Genomic DNA, 17,731 nt, shown 5'->3' with positions numbered 1-17,731 from the left:
ATATTTTTTTAGTTTTATTGATTTATTAGTTTATTGATTAAGGTCTCCCCTATTGCTATTTCTTTTGCTATAGAAGCTTCCATTTCTTCATAATCAGAATTCTGATCTATATTTTTTTCCCAGTGTAAAGCCTGTTGCGCCAGTTTAAATAGCCCGGCTGTACCTGAGGTTCCTTTCAGTTTATGTAAAAAGGCTTTTGCAGCTTCCAAATCTCTTTCTTTTACAATCTGTTTTAGTTTTCCTGAAGATTGGTCAAGCTCCTGAATCACCAGATTTAAGAAGAAAGCTTTAAATCCTTCATCATCTCCAATCTGCTCTTTCAGCATATCCATATTCAGATATTCTTCGGCAGGCCATTCTTCTTTTACCACCTCAGTTTGTTCTTCATGTGCTAAATATTTTTTCAGCATATTCAACAAATCATTCTGTCTGAGCGGTTTCGGTAAAAAGTCGGTCATTCCGGAATCCAAGCATTTCTCTTTTTCTCCGGTAACATTTCCTGCTGTAACTCCAATAATAGGAATATCTACATAATTAGGCAACAAACGAATATGCTTTGTAGCTTCAATTCCATCCATTACCGGCATTTGTACATCCATCAAAATAAGGTCAAAGGCTTCTTTCTTACACTCATCTAAAGCTTCTTGTCCGTTTACCACCTCTACCAGTTTTGCATTAGGCGTCAATGCACTCATCATTCTTTGATTAAGTGCCATATTCACAGGATTGTCATCGGCTAATAATACTTTAAGAGGCTGTTCAAATATGGACTGCTCATTATTCACCTTAGCAACAGGGGTTTCCGCATCTTTTTTGGTATACTGAATTGCGCGGTGTAATGTCGTATATAGCTCATCGGATTTAATCGGTTTAAGCAAACAATACGATTTTTCATCCTGGCGGAAAGAAGAAATCACTTCATGCTCTTCCGAAGAAGTATGAAGCACAATAAGTGGTGTCATTTCTCCCTGTTTTTCAAATAGCTCCTTTATCTTGTCTATCGTTTCAAGACCTGATAATATCGGCATATGATAATCCATCAAGATGACATCAAAACGTTCTCCCTGCATCAACAACTGAATAGCCTCCAATCCGTTGGCTGCCAATTCAGATTTTATGTTTTTATATTCCAACATATACTTCAGGATCATTCTGTTGTTTTCATTATCATCCACAATAAGTACACGCTCGATTGCTAAGTCTGAGATATCCTCAACATCTTCTACCTCATATGGAATTTCAATATCAAAGAAGAATACGGATCCTGCTCCTATCTCACTTTTCAGCGAGAGATTGCTTCCCATATATTTCAGAATATTGTTGGAAATAGTCAATCCAAGACCTGTTCCTCCATATTTTTTACTTACTGAACTGTCTTCCTGAGTAAAGGCATCGAAAATACGCTGCTGTTTTTCCATCGGAATTCCTATTCCTGTATCTCTTACAGAAAAGCGAAGGGTAACCGTTTTTTCATTGTCGCTCAGTTTTTCTATTTTAAGCTCAATTTCACCTTGTCCTGTGAATTTCACAGCATTTCCTAACAGGTTAATCAATACCTGCTTGATTCTGGATTCGTCCATCCATAATGCTTTTGGCAATCCTTGTTCAATATTCAGAAGCAATTCCAGATCTTTTCTTTGCGCCTGATAAAGAATAACATTGACCACCTGATTGGCTACATCATAGATATTGTATTTGTCTATAAACAGCTCCAGTTTACCTGATTCTATTTTAGAGAAATCAAGAATATCGTTAATAATATTTAATAAACTGTTTCCGGACTCATTGATATAATTCAGATACTGAACCTGTAGATCATTTAACGGAGTTTTTAATAAGAGATCCGAAAATCCTATCACGCCATTTAAAGGGGTACGAATTTCATGGCTCATATTTGCCAGGAACTCAGATTTAGCTTTACTCGCCAAGTCTGCAAGCTGTTTGGCTTTTTTCAGTTCTTCATTAATTTTTACTGAATTGGTAATATTCTGCGTAAAAATAATCACCCCACCAGTTTTACCATCACTCATATTCCAAGGAATTACTTCCCAGTTGAAATGTTGAGGTTCTTCAAAACCAACGATTTCAAATACCTGATCTTCATTTTTATAAGGTATTCCCTGTAAGGCGTCTTTATAAATTTTCTGCCTTTCTTCTGAAACATTAGGATAAATGGTAAACAGGTTTTTTCCTATAAGATCCTGACTATCCTGATGGAATTCATCTTTCCATCTTTTACTTACGGAAACATGGTTCAGATCTTTATCGAACATGGCAACTGCAGCAGGTACATTATTCACAAAAGATTGCAACATGGCTTCTTTACGCTCCAGTTCCAAATATAGCTTTTTGGCTTCGTCAATATCCTGAATAATTCCAAAAACTCTTATGCATTTATCATTCTCAAACTCTGGAATTCCTTTTACTCTTACCCAGATAAGCGTTCCGTCTTCTCTCTTAAGCTGTAATTCTTCATCATAAGAAATTCCTTCTTCTATTGCTCTGTTTAGTAAGAAACGTATTCTCTTTTCACTTTCCTCTTCATAAAAACCAATGGAAGTATCAAAGTCAGGGACGAAGTTTTTATCAACATTATGAATATCCTTTGTTGATTCCGACCAAAATATTGTACGTGATTTAAGATTCATTTCCCATCCTCCTACCTGAGCAACAGAACTGGTTTGTTCCAATATTTTTTTGGTATTGATGAGATCTCTTTCCAGCTGTATACGTTCGGTCATGTTCAGAGCCGTACTTACCACATATGGAGAGCCATTTTCGTCAGTTTCTACCATATTATGGTACATCCAATAGATCTGTTCTCCATTTTTCGCCTGAAGAATCATCATTCCTGAATCTTCTTTATTAACAGCAATGCGCTCTAAATATTGATTCAACAAACCAACATGATCTTTAGGAACCAGATCTTTCAGATTTAAAGAGATTGCTTCTTCTTTACTAAATTTCAGCAGTTCTCTTCCTTTCTCATTCACAGCCAGAATATTCCCCTCCATATCATGCATACTCATCAAGCCGATTGCATTCTCGAAAAAGTTTCTGAATCTGCGTTCCGAGCTTTCCAATTTCTGACGTTCCTGACTTTCCTGAGTAATGTTTCTTCCAAAGCAGAAAATCTCAGTTTTATTGATATTCTGTTTCAAATGCCATTCTATCAGTATTTCATCTCCCTCTGCAGTTGTTGTAAACGAGGTATAGTCTATCTCAGTTTCTTTTACAGGTAAGTCTTTACAGAATTCTCTTAGCTTTTCATTATTATTCCCTAAAAGACTTATAAAATCTTTTTCAAAAGCCTCATTTTTATTTATCTTAAAGGTATCTTCAAATGCCGGATTAATATTTTTTAATCTAAATCCATTATCCAGAACACAAATAATATTGTTCGTAATAGCAAAAGTTTCAGAGAAATATTCGGCCTGAATATTTTTTCTTTTACTTATCAATATTTTTGTAACCGCTTCGCCCAGTTTCTTCAAAGAATGTATTTGCTTCTCGGAAAGTGTTCTCGGTTTATAATCTATCACACATACTGTTCCCAAAACCAATCCTACTTCATCGATCAATGGGACACCTGCGTAAAAACGAATTCCTCCTTCCCTGATAATCTCATTAGAAGATGAACGATAGTCTTCAAAAGTATCGTTAATCACCAATACTTCTTTATCCATGATCGTATATTGGCAAACTGTATCTTTACGCGCCACAAAATCCAAAGAGATTCCTACACAGCTCTGGATGGTCTGTGTCTCAAACTCCATCATGGCAATCAATGAAGCCGGACAATCGGCAATAAGACAGGCTGCCTCTGCAAAAACATCCAAATCAGGATCTTTCCCAAGGTTTAAGAGATCATAGATTCGAAGTCTTTCCAATCTTTCTGCTTCATTTTCAGGAACAGGATATTTACTCATACAGTATCAATTTGTATTCTATTATAGTCTTGAAAGCCTGTAAAGATTACTCATTAATGAAATTTTAATCACTAATGTCCATCATACGGCTCTCAACATGCTTTTTAATATTTTATAAAAATAAAGAATTAAAAAGATATTCTGAAGTAAAATATCAACAACTCCCTACAATAAATCTTTTCCATAAAAAAATCTGCAGTGCCCTACAGATTGATTTTTATTATTTTATTTAAATTCACTAAGATAATTAGCGTTTATTAACTAAAGAAATTCTTTATCACTGTTGCGATTCTCTCGCGATCATAATCTGAAAGATTAGAACCTGAAGGCAAACATAAGCCATTATCAAATAATTCTTCAGCTACTTTCCCTCCATAATAAGGAGCATCTGCAAAAACAGGCTGTAAATGCATAGGCTTCCATAGCGGACGAGATTCTATATTATCGTCTAAGAAAGCCAAACGAAGTTCTTCACGATTTTTTCCCGTGGTTTTTGGATCAATAATAATAGCAGACAGCCAATGATTTGAATAGTAATCTGATGTTGGTTCTGAAAATACTTCAACACCGTTTATATTCCTGAAAAGCTCTACGTAAAATTCATGCATTTTTCTACGAGCTTCTACTCTATTGGGTAAAACTTCCATTTGTCCACGACCTATTCCCGCAACAATATTACTCATACGATAGTTGTAACCGATGTGAGAATGCTGATAATGAGGTGCATTATCTCTTGCCTGAGTTGAAAGAAAAACGGCTTTATTTTTATCTTCCTGATTGTGACAAACCAAAGCTCCTCCTCCAGAAGTTGTAATGATTTTATTTCCGTTAAAAGACAAAATTCCAAAACGGCCAAAAGTTCCGCAAGCCTGATTTTTATAAGTAGAACCTAAAGCTTCCGCAGCATCTTCAATCACAGGAATCTCATATTTTGTTGCAATTTCATTGATCTCTTCCATTTTTGCCGGCATTCCGTACAAATGCACCACAATAATTGCTTTTGGCTTTCTCCCTTTTGAAATTCTATCTTGGATTGATTCTTCTAAAGCAATTGGACACATATTCCAAGTCTCTTTTTCTGAGTCTATGAATATGGGAGTAGCTCCGCAATAGGTGATGGGATTAGCAGAAGCAACAAATGAAAATGTAGACGTAAGGACTTCATCATTTTTCGTAACATTCAACATTACCAATGCTAAGTGAATGGCAGAAGTAGCCGAATTCAACGACACTATTTCATGATGATTGCTTAAGCATTCTTTTAAATCCTGTTCAAATCCATCAATATTCTCTCCGATTGAAGTTACCCAATTTTTCTCAAAAGCATCATTGATATAAGAAAGTTCTTTTCCTGAAAGATGGGGTGAAGAGAGCCATATTTTGTTTTGCATTCTTATTAATTTTCAAAGACAAATTTAATATATCTTTCCACGAATCAAATGTTTTTTGATGTATTTATTTACTGTTATTATTCCTAAATAATATTTAATATAAAGTAATTTTTATTATTTCATTTTTTACTTAGCAAATAATTCCAAGTAAATTTCTCATTAATATTTTTTATTATTTCATTTTTTTCTGTTATTGTATTCTCTTCTAAATTTTCTAAGAATGAATCCCATTCATTTATATCTTTAAAAAAAATACAATTATACTTTTCAAAAACGTTTTTTAATTCTAAGAGAGGAGTTGATAGAAATGAAATACCCGCTGTAATATAAAAAGAAGCTTTTGTAGGATAGCACAAATTATAATAAAATCTATTTGCATTATAGGGAATAATTCCAATATCGCATTTAGAAACAATTTGATGTGCTATCTTTTCTTCAAAATTCCCCAGATAAATAATATTTTCAGAACAGTATTCTTTATTAATCCATTCACCATTTAGACCAATCAATATTAATTGCACATTTTCTCTATTATTAAATAATAAGATTAAGTCTTCAATTTGCCTCCCTTTATCCAAAGTTCCAGCATAAATAAAACTAATTACAGAGCTATTTTCCCATTCATATTTAATGTCTAAAAATGAATTTTTAAATTTTTCACCACCATTTATAATCACCTCTGTTTTTATTAAATTAAATTTTTCCTTCACATAGGCTTCCATTTCATGAGAGGCAAAAATAAAATGAACGTCCTTAAATGAAAATAAAGTCTTTTCAAATTTTAAATAAAAAGAATCTACAAATAATTCTAAATCAACAGCTTGTTCATATGGCAAATCATTAATCTCAACGGTCAATTGATTTCTATTACTACTTCTTTTTAAAATGAATAATACAAACTTAAAAATAAAATTAACTTTTAAAATTTTAATAGGAAATAAATACAATAAAGTTCCCTGGTGAATAAATATTGCTTTATTTTTCCTTATACTCAATTCTAAGATTGCTTTAAGGGTGAATAAGAATCTAAAAAAAAAAATAGTATTAAATACATTTACAGTATATATCTGATTCTGAGAGAAATAATTAAAAAAAGCGTTATTTCTAGCCATCCCTCCTTCCTTTATAGTCTGAGGAAGATGCGTGATATATATATTATAATTATTTTTCATTTGATTTAATCATTTGCCTTTTTATGATCACAATTTGTGAAATAATAGATTTAATCTTAAAATCATTCCAATTAAAAATATTAATTTTATTTTTTTTAAGCCCTACAAATAAACCAAACATGATAAAAATTTCTGTCAAAAGATAACTAAATGCGGTTCCTATATTTCCAAAGAAATAATCTAAAACAAAATTAAGAACTATACTTAAGGCTGCTCCAAATGAAGTTATCATAAGAAATAATTTATCCAATTTTAGATTGAGCATTGTCTGCACTCCCATTAAACCACTCATCCCTGAAATAAGGGGTAACACACAAATTATTTCTACAATTAAAATGGAGCCGTGAAATTTTTCACCAAAAATTAATATAATGAGAAATGGTGCTAAAAGTAAAATCCCCAAAACAACACAAAGATTAAGATAAAAAACAATGGGTAATATCTTCCTCAGTTTAGCAAGACCTATTTCTCTTCCTTCTGCAAAAGACCTTCCTATATAAGGATACAAAGCTGAAGCCACCGGGATATTTATTATACTTTGTATTATGGTTATAAGAGAAAGAGCAGTTGTGTAATAACCTACATTCTCTGCAGTATCAAACAAACCTAGAATAACAATATTTGTTGTTGTATAAAGTGAAAAAATGACTGAGGAGAAAAAGACATTTTTATCCTTTAACAGAGCATTTTTAGAGTTTCTTAAAGAATTTAATTTAAATTTTATTTTTAAAAATTTAAAAATATAAACAATCCAGACAAAAGAAAGTAAAAAATTAGTAAAAACACCTATTCCTATATAAAGTAATAAATCATTTTTGTCTTGAATTAATAAAAAAATTAATGCTGTATTAACAAATCCTTTTAAAAGGTTTACTCTACTAAAAAACGCCAGTTTTTGTAAGCCTTGAAAAATATATTGAGGAGTTAATAAATTCGATAGAACATTTATATAGAGAACTAAACTTATCCAAAAATTTTCATACAAAATAGGGAACAAAAAAATACATCCTACATATATTGGAATTGTTAATATAAATAGGACTATTCTAGCATTAAAAACTTCAACAAAAACATTTTCTAAAAGTTGTGTATCGTTTGGGTTTGAAGCTATTTTTCTAGTAGCTGTAAAATCAAACCCAAAGTTGACAACTAAAATAAAATAACTTACAAATGCTGTTATATAGCTAATAATTCCAAAGCCTTCTGGCCCAATAATTCTTGAAACATACGGGATGGTAATTAACGGAAAAACATAGTTAACAATTTGCACAACACTCAATGATGCAACATTATTAATTAATGTTTTATTTTGCTTACTCATTATCTACTCTTAAATGCTCTTGCTAATTTTAGCTTTATTTTTTGAAATAAATCAGTCAGACAGATTTGGTACTCAGGTTTATATTTATTAATTTCTAAATAGTTAGCTCTATAAATTTTACTTCTACTGGTAATACTTTGAAAAATCAATTTATTTCGTTCCGCTCTGCCATTAATATATTTCATTTCTTGTTCATCAGCGCTGATTGGTTTTGTATAATGATTTTGGTGTAAAACTATTGTATCATCTACAAATTTGATTTTCATTCCTTTCTGTCTAATTCTAAAAATTAGATCATCATCATCAAAGCCATGTCCTAAAGCGTATCTAGGGTCAAAACCTCCCAAGTCAACTAAATCTTTAGCCATAATTGCAGTACAGAAATGATAAGATTTAGGTCTATATTTTGAATGATTATACCACCCCAAACCTCCATCAATTTTTACAATATGAGCAAATTGTTTTATTACCCTGTCAATATTGTTTCTGTCTAAAAATAATTTATTATCATCTGTATTTTCCTTATCCAAAGAAAAGCAACCAAAACTTAAATAGGTATTATCAAATAGATTTTCACTAACATATTTTAAAATATTATTATAATGATAGCATTCTGGATTCTGGAGAATTATTTTATCTCCTTTTGCAAGTTCAAATCCGATATTAAAAGGTATGCAAGGATTAGAATACCACTTATCTTTTTGATCAATCCTATGAACTTTCAAAAACGGATAAACTGGTTGTAAATCCTCTAATCGTTCTTCTTCTTTACTACCATCATCTACAACAATCATTTCAAAATCAATCTTATCACTATATGCATTAAGACTTTCAAGTGTCCTTATAAACAGAGCTTTCCTATTGTAATATGCAGTAACTATAGATATCATAAATAATATTGATGTGAATTTCTACTTTGCAAATATTGGTATTTAAGTTGTAATTATCAATTTTATCTTTTGAGAAATTTTTATTAGCACATAGCTTTTAGAATGGGTTAATAAAAGAGTTTTTAATTGCGATTGCTTACAATAATGGTAAGAAGAAAGTATAATTTATTTCCTTAATCTAAAAACTTCCGTCCTTTATGTTGTGAAAGAAAATTATTTAATTCTATCACCTTGACCTTTTCCACCAACAGTTGCAAAAATATATCTGAAATAATCTGAAAGTGTAAGATTTTGAATCATTTCTGCATCTTTGATCGCAAGTTCTACTGGTGTTGACATATCAATTTCGTTGATTTGCGAAAGCCCTGTAATTCCTGGCACAACATTATAGACCCCTCTTTTGTCTCTCTCTTCGATCAATTCAGTCTGATTAAATAAATTTGGTCTTGGTCCTACCAAACTCATATCTCCTGTTAAAACATTAATCAATTGTGGAAGTTCATCCAGTTTAGATTTACGTAAAAAACTTCCAAATTTTGTAACTGATGCCTGGTTTGAAAGATGCGTAGCTACAGATTTAGTATTTACATACATCGTTCTAAATTTAATCAGTTTGAACGGTTTTTTATGCCGTCCTACTCTTTCCTGCACAAATATTGGTGAACCTGTATCAAATAAACCAATAATATATAATATTACAAGAATAGGCCAAAGGAATAAAAGCCCAAAAAATGAAAATAAAAAATCGAATATGCGAGTCATAATTTTTAAGTGTAAATGTGATCGTTTTAAAATTTACTTTTCTTTTTTAAAGCTTTTAATTGTTTTGATAAGTCCTTCTTCTGCTGATAAAGGAAGTTTTTCAATCTCTAAAGCTGATTTTACTTTTTGATTGGACACTACATAGGATTCTGTAAGTTTTTTTAATCTTTCTGAATTTAAAGGTAATTTTAATTTATCCCCTAAACCAGCAGTTTTCTCAATCAAACCTTTAGAAATCGACCAAAGTTTTGCCTTTTTATTTAAAGCCTTATTTACCGTTGAAATCAATTCATTTGTGGAAAGCGCTTCATCATCTGCAAAATTATAAATTCCTGATGGTAAACCATCTTTTTTCAGCATTTCATATACCAGATAATTCAAATTATCTATTCCAAGAAAAGATCTTTGATTATGAAATGAAGCGAGAGGCCAAGGCAGGCCTTTTTCAACAATTTTATAAAGAAGATTTAGATTTCCTTTGTTTCCCGGACCATGAATCATACAAGGACGGATGATATATACTTTTTTTTCTTCAGGTAAATTTTGACTTAAAATATATTCTTCTGCTTCAATTTTTGACTTGCCGTAGTGCGTTACAGGATTTGCTTTATTATTTTCTGTCAAAATCTCTTCAACAGAATCTGCTGCTGCTTTTACTGAGCTGAAATAGAAAAACTTTTTGCTGTCTGAATTTAAAAACTCATTAAATATATCAATCGTCAAATCACGATTTATTTTGTAATACTCATCAGGGTTTGAAACATTTGATGTATCATGCGCTTTTCCTGCAAGATGAATGATGGCATCAACTGATCTTGGAAAATTGACTTTCCAATTTGTCTTTCTTAAAGAAAGAGCATTTATAGTGCACCCTTTATTTTGCAAAAAAGTTGAAATATTTTTCCCAACAAAGCCTGATGCTCCTGTAATGATTATTTTCATGACTTATTATCCAAAATATTAATTAATTTATCTAACAGCATATTTCTTTCAAACTCTTCGTTGAAATAGGACAAACCATTTTGCCCCATTTTCTTTCTATCTTCTTCCGAATCATTAAAAAGTTTTATTGCATTTTCTGCAAGAAGTATTTCATCTTCCGAAGGAGAAGAATATCCTGCTCCAGCGTTATCTATAATATCTGCACCTTCACCATCCAAAGAAGCTAATATAGGTTTTCCACACGCTAGGTAAGACTGTATTTTTGATGGAATAGTTAAAGAAAATATTTTATTCTTTTTTAACGTTGATATAAGAACATCGCTACAAGCAAAAAATTTTGGCATATCAGTTCCAGGATAAGCTCCTAAAAAATGTACCTCATTTTTCAAATTGTTTACATCACTATATTTTTCTAATTGCTCTCTCTGTCTTCCATCTCCTAAAAATACCCATTTTATCTGGTGATATCCTCTTTGTTTAACTATTAACGCAGCATTCAAAATAGTAAATAAGCTCTGAGCCTCGCCAAGATTTCCAGCAAATGTTATACAAAATCCTTGAGGCATTTTATCCTGAAAAGCCTTCTCAGGAGTTACTGGTTGATAAAAGTTTTCTGTAGAATTTGGATAAAAAATAATTTTGTCAGGATCTATCCCCTGATTTACAATATAGTTTTTGAAACCTTTGGATTGTACCAATACTTTCTCAGCTTTTCTATAAATTAATTTCGTGATATTTTCAAAAAAACTCAGTACAAAACGATTCTTAATTCCTCCTGCAGCCGTAAGACTTTCCGGCCATAAATCCTGAACCCAGAAATAATAAGGAATTTTCAATTTTTTACCTGCAAATATTGCAGGAATACCAACAGTGATTGGAGAAGGTTCATACACCAATATACAATCAAACTTATTTGATAATGATTTAGATTTTAAACTGGCAAAAAACGCAAATGAAAAATAATTAATCATCAGTTTTAATCCACCATTTCCTCTTGGAAATAATTTACTTCTGTGTACAGGTATTCCCTCCCAAGTCTCATTATTGTTCTTGAACAAAGAATATCCTTCAAAAAACTTTCCTTTAGGATAATTTGGCAACCCTGTTAATACTTCAATGTAATGACCTTTTTCTTTAAGACCCAAACACAGATCATTTATCTTAAAATTTTCCGGCCAAAAATATTGAGATATGATTAATATTCTCATTAATAATTATATAAGCTTGAAAATTCTTTCATCCATTCATCCTGCTCAATCAGCATCTCTTTATATCCCTTAACCTGATATTTTAATGTATTTGATTTTTGTAAAGATTTATTAACATTTTTCCCTTCATAAGGAAGAATAATTGTTTCATCTTTATGCCAAATATCTTTAAATAAATTAATCAAGTCATATTTGTTTATTGCAACCCCATTTGTAAGATGCACTAAACCTTTTATTGGATTTTCTATTACATATTGAATTGCTTTAGCCAGTTCCAATGTTGTCACACCACTCCAATATGCAGAGCTATACCCATTAATTTCACCTGTTTGGTTCATGAACCAATGAAACAGACCAATTCCATTTTTATTAAGTTCAGGCCCAATTATAGAAGTTCTTATTGTAAGATCCTTATCATTTGTAATTTCACCTAAAGCTTTTGACTGAGCATAGAATCCTTCTCCATCTTTAAAATCATTCTCGGCGTAATTTCCTTTTTTCCCATTAAATACACAATCTGTACTAATATGTATTATCTGAGTATCTGATTCTTTGGTGATTTCTTCTAAAAAATGAGGAAAATAACTATTGAACCAAATTGACTTCGAAGGATGATCTTCCGCATCTTTATTCAGTATTCCAATACAGTTGATTACAACATCAAATTGGTGATGTAAAATAATTTCTTTTAATTGATTTGTATTTGAGACATCAAGAGATATTTCCTGATCATTTTCAGTAATATTTCGTGCAATGCCAAATACATGATAATCTTTATTTTTAGTAAGATAATTAAAAACAACATGCCCTGCCATTCCTTTAATCCCTATAACAAGTATTTTTTTCATTTTTTATTCCATATTACTTTATCCACAATTGCAGAATAACTTTGAATTGCCTTAATCACTCTATCTGAAGTATTTTTCACTTCATATTCAAATGGCAAATTAATATTTGGATCAAATAATCCTTTGGAGATTTCAATAGCATTTAGCATTTGATCTTTAGAAATACCACCCAAAACAATTGTTCCTGCATCAATAGCTTCAGGTCTTTCTGTACTTGTTCTTATACTAACCGCCGGGAATCCCATCATTGCCGATTCTTCACTGATTGTCCCACTGTCTGATAAAACAATGAATGATTTACTCTGCAGTTTTACATAATCAAAAAAGCCTAATGGGGCAACATTCTGAATTAATGGATGAAACTTAATATTATTTTTTTCTATCCTATTTTTTGTACGTGGATGTGTAGAAAATATAACTGGCATCTGATATTTTTCCGCTACTGTATTAATTGAATCTACCAGTATTTCGAAATTATTATCCAAATCAATATTTTCTTCTCTATGTGCACTGACAACAATGAAATTATTATCTTTTAACGATAAACGCTCAACAACATCACTCTGTTGAATTTTATTTTCATATTTATCTAAAACCTCTTTCAAGGGCGATCCTGTAACAAAAACATGATCTTTTCTAAAACCTTCACTCAAAAGATAACGTCTGCTGTTTTCTGTATAGGTAAGGTTTATATCACTTATATGATCTGATATTTTTCTGTTGATCTCTTCAGGGACATTTTGATCAAAACATCTGTTTCCTGCTTCCATATGAAAAATAGGAATTTTAAGCCTTTTTGCAGCAATTGTGCTTAATACACTATTAGTATCTCCTAAAACAAGTAGGGCATCTGGTTGCTCTTTTGATAAAATTTCATACGACTTCGAAATTACATTTCCTATTGTTTCTCCTAGGTGCTTCCCGGCAACATTTAGAAAATAATCAGGCTTGCGTAATTCTAAATCTTCAAAAAAGATTTCATTTAACTCATAGTCATAATTTTGTCCAGTATGTATTAATATATGTTCAAAATATTGATCACATTTTTTTATACATTCTGTTAATCTTATTATTTCCGGTCTTGTACCTAATATAGTAACTACTTTTATTTTTTTCATTTTATTAATGTTTCCATTTTTGAGAATCAAATTTATAATCATCTTTTATTTCTCCTAAGTTATAATCAGAGAAAACAACAAGTTTAGAATTAGGCTCTAATGCTTGTATAGATGTAGCATGTCCTTCTTCGATATATAAGGAATCCATAGATTTTCCTTTAAGTACAAAACTTTCAGATTCCAATTTATCTGAAGGAGTTTTAAAATCGTCTATTTTAACTACTTTTATTTCGAATAATCCATTTACGGCTACAAACCATCTTTTTTCGATTTGATGCCCTTGCCAAGCTCTACAAATTTCTTTATCAATATTTTCTATAACATACATTCTTTTCACAAGGTTAAGATCTAATAAATTATTAAAAGAAACTATTCCTCTATGATCTTCAAAGAATCCTCCTTGCAAAATTTTCATACGATATTATTGAAATAAGTCTAGTTTTTTTAACAGTTTTTTTACTCCTTCAACATCCTCCCTTTTTGTGTTATGAGAGTTGTAATCTTCTATGGAAGTTTCAATCTGATTACCTTCTGAAAAATATTTAGCATAATTCAAATCTCGATTATCGGCAGGAATTCTGTAAAATTCACCCATGTCTTCTGCTTTCATCATTTCTTCCCTTGTACAAAGTGTTTCATATAGTTTTTCACCATGTCTCGTTCCTATAATCTTTACAGCATTCTTTGCACTTTTTAATTCTAAAACAGCTTTCGCCAAGTTACCTATTGTAGCAGCCGGAGCTTTATTTACAAATAAGTCTCCTGGGTTTCCGTTTTCAAATGCAAATAAAACAAGTTCTACAGCTTCCTCCAGAGACATTAAAAAACGAGTCATATTAGGATCAGTGATTGTTATATCTTCATTATTTTCAATCTGATTTAAAAATAATGGAATTACAGATCCTCTTGAAGCCATAACATTTCCATAACGGGTTAAACAAACCACTGTATTTTTCAAATTTCTGGCTTCTGCAACAGCTACTTTCTCCATCATAGCCTTGGAAATCCCCATTGCATTAATAGGATAAGCTGCTTTATCAGTAGAAAGACAAATTACTTTTTGTACACCATTTGAAGCAGCTGCACGAATTACATTTTGTGTACCTTCAACATTAGTTTTAACAGCCTGCATCGGAAAAAATTCGCATGATGGAACCTGCTTCAAAGCTGCTGCATGAAAAACATAATCAACTCCCTTCATAGCATAGTCTACACTATTATAATCTCTCACATCTCCAATAAAATATTTAATTTTATTGTTTTTATAAAGATTACGCATATCATCCTGTTTTTTCTCATCGCGAGAAAAAATACGTATCTCTTTGAAATGATTTGTTTCCAAAAAACGATTTAATACTGCCGTACCGAAAGATCCTGTTCCTCCAGTAATTAATAGGACTTTATTTTTAATTGTATTCATTTATGTTAATAAACTTATTATATCATCTATCTTGTTGAATATTTTCTGTTCCGTATTAGGTAATGTGTTATTCATAGCAGTAAGTATTGCGTTCTCAATTGAATCTATATTTAAAGGATCAAAGAGTAAAGAAGGTTTACATACTGCGTGCATATAAGGTAAATTTGCACCAATTACTTTACAACCACCTTCTATAGCTTCAATAATACTTATACCAAAACTTTCTGTTATAGATGGATAAATTGTAAATTCAGCTTTAGCATATTCCAAACATAATTTTTCTTTAGACACAAATCCTAAGTTTTCTATAGGATAGCCTTTATTTATTAATATATTAATCTCTTCATATAATTTGATATAAGAACTATCAATAGTTACTACTAAACTAATACTTTTAGTTAAATCATAAGCTTTTTTAAATGCTTGTAGTAAACGTTTATGATTTTTATACTCTTCACCACTACTAACATAAATAAAACGATTTTTAATTTTATTTGTATTGGGATAATTTAATGGTTCGTAAAAAGGGTAAGGTAAAATTTTATTTTCTTCAAAACGAATTTCTTTTAAAAATTCCTGTTTTATAATATCAGATTGTACTATTACATAATCTGTATTTTTTACTATTATCTTTAAAAATAAAGATTTTAGTTTCAACATAATAAAATTCTTTAAAACTGTATGCTTTGGAATATTTATTAATAATCGGTTATGAAAATAGGTAAATACTGGTAAATTTAATTTAATCAATGGTGGTAAATTGCCAAAACACAAAAATATACCAAATTTATTATTATTATTTTTATAAAATTGATATCTCTTTACTAAAGAAGCTTTCATGTATACTTTACGATGTTCAGGAACATATTGAAAATCATTAGAACATCGAGAATCGAATATATAAAATACATTATCATATTTTTTTTCTAATTTTTTAACTAAATAATCAAGAAGAACCTTTCCTCCTCCGTTGTTAATATATAATGCATCAATTAATATCATCTTAAAATCTATCTTGTTTAAATTTTTATTGAAACTTACAAATACGACTACAAGTGCTGTTTAAAACAAAATTTACATCAAATCTTTTAATACTTTAAATATATCAATTTCATTATCTAGAATAAAACTAATTTATATGACCTTAATAAATTATGCAAAAAAATATTTTATCCTTAGCAAGCACCATAGTTATACAATCTTTTGCAATATTTATATTTTGAAATAAATTATAATAATGTATATTTAAATATCATAATTAATTACAAGTATTCAAACCATCATATTAAATATCCTATGGTATTAATTACTTTATCGTAAAAGTCCCTTAAAAATTTGATATGTAAAAAAAATAGAAAAAATATCCAAAAATAGCCAATCAATTCCAAAACTATTCAGCATTATCCAAAAAACATACAAAACAAATGCTCTCTTCAAATAAAACAAATAAATATTATCTTTTTTTAATCTTAAATAAATCCATTTAAAAATGAATCCGGTAAAAAATATTGGTATTAATGAAAACCATTTTCCAAATAGAGCATAAAACTCACCATACATAGTAAATTCATCCGATTGATAAGCTTCTGCAACTTTCGACTTTTTTGGTTCTCCTTCTTTATTATAAATAAATCTTAAAGCATTTGAAGTTTTAGGGGTATCAAAAACATCAAACCCAGGACTCAATACATTATCAATAGTACTTTTAAAATAAAATTGAGCATTAAAAACAGTTGAATATTCCTCATTATTATTAATTATCTCTGCACAATAGTCCAAAAAACCAATTCTGTCCCCAACTCCCATTAGTACTAAATCTATAGAATCTAAAAAATCAGACTCTATATCAAACTCTTTTATTACCTCAATCGTTTGCTCACCTACTGTACTTCTCTCTTCAACCCTTAGCCTTAAAAAGGTAGTAACTGAAAAAATTAAAATCATTAGTGGAGCCAAAAATAAAAAGAAGGATAAATATTTTCTTTTCACAACTAAATAATTTTTAATAGCCAATATAGAAAACAACAAAAAATTTAATAAAGTCAAAATTGCCGACCGACTACCAATCAAAGTTTGCAAAACCACAAATATAAGCACACCTAATATTATAAAAAGCTTTATGCTTTTGCTTAATTTATTTCTAAAAAGAAAGAAATAAACCAACACCATTAATAAAATTGTAGCTATATTTAAAAAAGTACCATTTAAAACATCAATTATCCCAGCAAGACTTCCTAACCCAATTTGTCTGTAAAAAGTAAAAAAATATCCTATTGCCAATAAGACAAGAATATTAGAACGATGTTTAGGTAAAAAATTTAGAATCTCGTTTTTAGATTGAAATTTTAAACAATTTATACTTAATCCCAAATAAAAAACACAGTTAGCAATTAAAATAAAAAATAGTGAATAATTTAAATCTTGAACAAAGAATGGATATCTTAAAAAGACTACCGAAAAAGAATATTCATGTAATGTATAAATCCTCAATAAAAAATAAAAAACCATTTGTAAACATAATAGTATCACAAACGGATCTCTTCTCTTCTTTTCAAAATACAAAAAAACACCAATTTGAAAAGATAAAAGCGTTCCTAAAAGAACAGTGTTAAAATTCACGTAAGTGGTATCTCCATCTTCTAAATATGAATACCACAACAAAAATAAAATACCAAAATTGAATAGCTTCAAAATTCTATTTAAATCTACAGTTTTATCAATTCCAATCAT

14 protein-coding genes are annotated in these 17,731 nt (G+C 30.1%); all 14 read right to left on the bottom strand.

Annotated elements, in window-relative coordinates:
• Positions 1-14: 14 nt before the first annotated feature.
• The 14 genes from RM51_RS07105 to RM51_RS07040 all read right to left on the bottom strand — a co-directional run bounded on the left by RM51_RS07105 (position 15) and on the right by RM51_RS07040 (position 17,731).
• Entirely contained in the window at positions 15-3,929 is a 3,915-nt protein-coding gene (locus tag RM51_RS07105; RefSeq protein ID WP_039366849.1) for a response regulator, read from the bottom strand.
• Positions 3,930-4,186: 257 nt separating this feature from the next.
• Entirely contained in the window at positions 4,187-5,320 is a 1,134-nt protein-coding gene (locus tag RM51_RS07100; protein ID WP_039366846.1) for a DegT/DnrJ/EryC1/StrS family aminotransferase, read from the bottom strand.
• A 119-nt stretch (positions 5,321-5,439) separates the two neighbouring features.
• On the bottom strand, positions 5,440-6,492 hold the full coding sequence (locus tag RM51_RS07095; protein WP_039366844.1) for a glycosyltransferase family protein: 1,053 nt from the start codon (positions 6,490-6,492) through the stop codon (positions 5,440-5,442).
• Positions 6,482-7,813: an oligosaccharide flippase family protein gene (locus RM51_RS07090; RefSeq protein ID WP_039366840.1), complete on the bottom strand. Its 1,332-nt coding sequence runs from the start codon at positions 7,811-7,813 to the stop codon at positions 6,482-6,484. The genes RM51_RS07095 and RM51_RS07090 overlap by 11 nt, the downstream gene beginning before the upstream one ends.
• A complete protein-coding gene (locus tag RM51_RS07085) occupies positions 7,813-8,703 on the bottom strand; it encodes a glycosyltransferase family 2 protein (protein ID WP_039366837.1) in 891 nt (296 codons plus the stop codon). Before RM51_RS07085 ends, RM51_RS07090 begins: the two co-directional genes overlap by 1 nt.
• Positions 8,704-8,916: 213 nt before the next feature.
• Entirely contained in the window at positions 8,917-9,465 is a 549-nt protein-coding gene (locus RM51_RS07080) for a sugar transferase (protein ID WP_039366833.1), read from the bottom strand.
• Between the two features lie 33 nt (positions 9,466-9,498).
• The gene (locus RM51_RS07075) at positions 9,499-10,407 is read right to left on the bottom strand and encodes an NAD-dependent epimerase/dehydratase family protein (RefSeq protein ID WP_039366830.1); all 909 of its coding nucleotides are present in this window, start codon (positions 10,405-10,407) and stop codon (positions 9,499-9,501) included.
• Positions 10,404-11,615 carry a glycosyltransferase family 4 protein gene (locus RM51_RS07070; protein WP_039366827.1) on the bottom strand — a complete coding sequence of 404 codons (1,212 nt, stop codon included), beginning with the start codon at positions 11,613-11,615 and terminating at the stop codon, positions 10,404-10,406. The genes RM51_RS07075 and RM51_RS07070 overlap by 4 nt, the downstream gene beginning before the upstream one ends.
• Positions 11,615-12,463, bottom strand: coding sequence for a dTDP-4-dehydrorhamnose reductase family protein (locus tag RM51_RS07065; RefSeq protein WP_039366824.1), 849 nt, complete (start codon positions 12,461-12,463; stop codon positions 11,615-11,617). The genes RM51_RS07070 and RM51_RS07065 overlap by 1 nt, the downstream gene beginning before the upstream one ends.
• Positions 12,460-13,581, bottom strand: coding sequence for a non-hydrolyzing UDP-N-acetylglucosamine 2-epimerase (wecB, locus tag RM51_RS07060; RefSeq protein WP_039367736.1), 1,122 nt, complete (start codon positions 13,579-13,581; stop codon positions 12,460-12,462). The genes RM51_RS07065 and wecB overlap by 4 nt, the downstream gene beginning before the upstream one ends.
• A gap of 4 nt (positions 13,582-13,585) precedes the next feature.
• Positions 13,586-13,996 (bottom strand): WxcM-like domain-containing protein, encoded by a 411-nt coding sequence (locus RM51_RS07055; RefSeq protein ID WP_039366821.1) that lies wholly within the window; start codon positions 13,994-13,996, stop codon positions 13,586-13,588.
• A gap of 6 nt (positions 13,997-14,002) precedes the next feature.
• Positions 14,003-15,001, bottom strand: coding sequence for a polysaccharide biosynthesis protein (locus RM51_RS07050; RefSeq protein ID WP_039366819.1), 999 nt, complete (start codon positions 14,999-15,001; stop codon positions 14,003-14,005).
• Positions 15,002-16,003: a glycosyltransferase gene (locus RM51_RS07045; protein ID WP_039366817.1), complete on the bottom strand. Its 1,002-nt coding sequence runs from the start codon at positions 16,001-16,003 to the stop codon at positions 15,002-15,004. It abuts the gene before it with no gap.
• A 309-nt stretch (positions 16,004-16,312) separates the two neighbouring features.
• Positions 16,313-17,731, bottom strand: a complete 1,419-nt coding sequence (locus RM51_RS07040; RefSeq protein ID WP_039366816.1) for an O-antigen polymerase — start codon at positions 17,729-17,731, stop codon at positions 16,313-16,315.

The organism is Chryseobacterium taiwanense, assembly GCF_000813825.1.
Lineage (GTDB): Bacteria > Bacteroidota > Bacteroidia > Flavobacteriales > Weeksellaceae > Chryseobacterium > Chryseobacterium taiwanense.
This window is presented reverse-complemented; position numbering and strand designations above follow the sequence as displayed.

Coding starts and splice junctions, on each gene's coding strand:
- RM51_RS07070 (WP_039366827.1), bottom strand. CDS start 11,615: ATGAGAATATTAATCATATCTCAATATTTTTGGCCGGAAAATTTTAAG.
- RM51_RS07055 (WP_039366821.1), bottom strand. CDS start 13,996: ATGAAAATTTTGCAAGGAGGATTCTTTGAAGATCATAGAGGAATAGTT.
- RM51_RS07105 (WP_039366849.1), bottom strand. CDS start 3,929: ATGAGTAAATATCCTGTTCCTGAAAATGAAGCAGAAAGATTGGAAAGA.
- RM51_RS07040 (WP_039366816.1), bottom strand. CDS start 17,731: ATGATTGGAATTGATAAAACTGTAGATTTAAATAGAATTTTGAAGCTA.
- RM51_RS07085 (WP_039366837.1), bottom strand. CDS start 8,703: ATGATATCTATAGTTACTGCATATTACAATAGGAAAGCTCTGTTTATA.
- RM51_RS07080 (WP_039366833.1), bottom strand. CDS start 9,465: ATGACTCGCATATTCGATTTTTTATTTTCATTTTTTGGGCTTTTATTC.
- RM51_RS07075 (WP_039366830.1), bottom strand. CDS start 10,407: ATGAAAATAATCATTACAGGAGCATCAGGCTTTGTTGGGAAAAATATT.
- RM51_RS07095 (WP_039366844.1), bottom strand. CDS start 6,492: ATGAAAAATAATTATAATATATATATCACGCATCTTCCTCAGACTATA.
- wecB (WP_039367736.1), bottom strand. CDS start 13,581: ATGAAAAAAATAAAAGTAGTTACTATATTAGGTACAAGACCGGAAATA.
- RM51_RS07100 (WP_039366846.1), bottom strand. CDS start 5,320: ATGCAAAACAAAATATGGCTCTCTTCACCCCATCTTTCAGGAAAAGAA.
- RM51_RS07050 (WP_039366819.1), bottom strand. CDS start 15,001: ATGAATACAATTAAAAATAAAGTCCTATTAATTACTGGAGGAACAGGA.
- RM51_RS07065 (WP_039366824.1), bottom strand. CDS start 12,463: ATGAAAAAAATACTTGTTATAGGGATTAAAGGAATGGCAGGGCATGTT.
- RM51_RS07090 (WP_039366840.1), bottom strand. CDS start 7,813: ATGAGTAAGCAAAATAAAACATTAATTAATAATGTTGCATCATTGAGT.
- RM51_RS07045 (WP_039366817.1), bottom strand. CDS start 16,003: ATGATATTAATTGATGCATTATATATTAACAACGGAGGAGGAAAGGTT.